General features: G+C 73.6%; 2 protein-coding genes. Both read left to right on the forward strand.

Translation table 11 applies throughout. The features are described from left to right. Positions 1–1,116, forward strand: a 1,116-nt coding sequence (locus KS423_RS42590; RefSeq protein ID WP_224285063.1) for an AAA family ATPase, incomplete at its 5' end; no start/stop codon positions are given. Between the two features lie 237 nt (positions 1,117–1,353). After that, on the forward strand, positions 1,354–2,580 hold the full coding sequence (gene ftsY, locus KS423_RS42595) for a signal recognition particle-docking protein FtsY (RefSeq protein ID WP_224285064.1): 1,227 nt from the start codon (positions 1,354–1,356) through the stop codon (positions 2,578–2,580). Positions 2,581–2,847 lie beyond the last annotated feature (267 nt).

A 2,847-nucleotide genomic window follows, 5' to 3' on the forward strand; every position in this document is an offset into this window, starting at 1 on the left:
AACGCCGTCGCGGCGGGCGCCCGGCAGTTGCTGGCCTGCCTGGAGGTGTCGCTGGCCCGCGCGGACGCCGGGCGGGCGGCGGTCGAGCAGGCGCGCGCCGAGCGCGAGCAGGAGCTGCGCGAGCACCGCGAGCACGGCCGTGGCCTCAAGGAGGAGCTGGACAAGCTGGTCGACGCCGGGCACCGGGACGAGGTGCTGCGCGCCGAGAAGCGGCTGCGGATCGAGCAGCTGGAGGCCCGGGCGCTGGAGGAGTTCGGCATCGACGGCGGCGAGCTGCTCGCCTCGTACGGACCGGACCAGCCTGTCCCGCCCCCGACGCCCGAGGACGGGACGGAGCCGGGGGACCCGCACCCGTACGTCCGGGCGGAGCAGGAGAAGCGGCTGCGGGCGGCCGAGAAGGCGTACCAGCAGCTCGGCAAGGTCAACCCGCTGGCGCTGGAGGAGTTCGCCGCGCTGGAGGAGCGCCACCGCTTCCTCGGCGAGCAGCTGGACGACCTCAAGCGCAGCCGGCGCGACCTGCTGGACATCGTCCGGGACGTGGACCAGCGGGTCGAGCAGCTGTTCACCTCGGCGTACCACGACACCGCCGCCCAGTTCGAGGGCGTCTTCGCCCGGCTCTTCCCGGGCGGGGAGGGCCGGCTGGTGCTGACCGACCCGGACGACATGCTGGCCACCGGGGTCGAGGTGGAGGCCCGCCCGCCGGGCAAGAAGGTCAAGCGGCTGTCACTGCTGTCCGGCGGCGAGCGCTCGCTGACCGCGGTGGCGCTGCTGGTGGCGATCTTCAAGGCCCGGCCCAGTCCGTTCTACGTGATGGACGAGGTGGAGGCGGCGCTGGACGAGACCAACCTGCGGCGGCTGATCGGGATCATGGAGGAGCTGCGGGAGAGCTCCCAGCTGATCGTCATCACCCATCAGAAGCTCACCATGGAGTCGGCCGACGCGCTGTACGGGGTGACTATGAAGGGGGACGGCATTTCGCAGGTGATCAGCCAGCGGCTGCGCGTGGGGGCACCTCCCGGCCGCCAGGCCGGGGGACAGCACCGGGAGCGCAGATCGCGTGCGGTGCCACCTCGGAAGCGAGAGGAGGCGAGTGCCTCCGGGCCGACGGGGCACTGACCCGACAGCCTGAGCCGGGGCAGCTGCCCTCGGCGGGGCCGATCCCGGATACTGGAGCGGTTGTGACTCCTCCCCCTCGTGTGAGGGGGCTTCTCACTCAGCCGTCGGACAACCTCGTGACGGCCAAGCCCTGACCGGTGCCGGACGGCACAGCGGCCAGCGTAGGGGAGGCGGGGACGCTCGTGCGTCGGTGACCGAAGGATCACTCTATCGAGGGACCCAACGAAGGAGATTTATGTGGAATACGTGATCCTCGCCGTAGTCATCGCCGTGGTCGCCATCGTCGCGATCGCAGGCCTCGTCGTTTCCGGCCGACGACGCCGGCAGCTGCCCCCGAAGTCGCAGGCGCCGGTCATCACGGCGCCGAAGCCCACCCCGCAGGAGCCCCAGGTCGGCGAGGAGGCCGCGCCGCCGACCGAGGCGCCCCGCCGCACCGTCGAGGAGGTGGAACTCCCGGCGGAGGTCGAGGCCCCCGAGGCCCCCGAGGCCGTCGAGGTCGCGCCCGCCGAGGCCGAGGCGGCGCCCGCCGTCGAGGTCCCCGAGCCCACCGCGGGCCGGCTGGTCCGGCTGCGCTCGCGGCTCTCCCGCTCGCAGAACTCGCTCGGCAAGGGCCTGCTCTCGCTGCTCTCCCGGGAGCACCTGGACGAGGACACCTGGGAGGAGATCGAGGACACGCTGCTCACCGCCGACGTCGGCGTCGCCCCGACCCAGGAGCTGGTCGAGCGGCTGCGCACCCGGGTGAAGGTGCTCGGCACCCGTACGCCCGAGGAGCTGCGCGCGCTGCTGCGCGAGGAGCTGGTCGAGCTGATCGGCAAGGACGCCGACCGCACCGTCCGCTCCACCAGGCACGAGGAGGGCCCGGCGGTGGTCCTGGTGGTCGGTGTCAACGGCGTCGGCAAGACCACCACCACCGGCAAGCTGGCCCGGGTCCTGGTCGCCGACGGCCGCACCGTGGTGCTCGGCGCCGCCGACACCTTCCGCGCCGCCGCCGCCGACCAGCTCCAGACCTGGGGCGAGCGGGTGGGGGCGCGCACCGTGCGCGGCCCGGAGGGCGGGGACCCGGCCTCGATCGCCTTCGACGCGGTCAAGGAGGGCATCGCCGAGGGCGCGGACACCGTGCTGATCGACACCGCCGGCCGCCTGCACACCAAGACCGGCCTGATGGACGAGCTGGGCAAGGTCAAGCGGGTCGTCGAGAAGCACGGCCCGGTGGACGAGGTGCTGCTGGTGCTGGACGCCACCACCGGCCAGAACGGCCTGATCCAGGCCCGGGTGTTCGCCGAGGTGGTCGACATCACCGGCATCGTGCTGACCAAGCTGGACGGCACCGCCAAGGGCGGCATCGTGGTCGCGGTCCAGCGCGACCTGGGCGTGCCGGTCAAGCTGATCGGCCTGGGCGAGGGCGCGGACGACCTGGCTCCGTTCGAGCCGGGGGCGTTCGTGGACGCGCTGATCGGGGACTGAGGCTCCCCGCGTACGACGAGCGTACGAAGGTACTACGAAGGCCGTGCGAAGGCCGCGCGAAGGGCCCGCTCCCTCCCGGGGGCGGGCCCTCTCGCGTGCCCGGACGCCCGGGCCGGTGGGTCAGGAGGCCATCCAGGCCGGCTCGGCGGTGCGCTCGCGGCTGCGGTGGCAGGCGTAGGCGAGGGTGCCGAGCAGCAGCCGGGCCTCGGGCGGGCAGCCCGCGTTGTCGCGGGTGGGGCGGCGCAGCCAGCGGACCGGGCCGAGGCC

Origin of the sequence: Streptomyces sp. LS1784 (assembly GCF_020103755.1) — a bacterium.
Lineage (GTDB): Bacteria > Actinomycetota > Actinomycetes > Streptomycetales > Streptomycetaceae > Kitasatospora.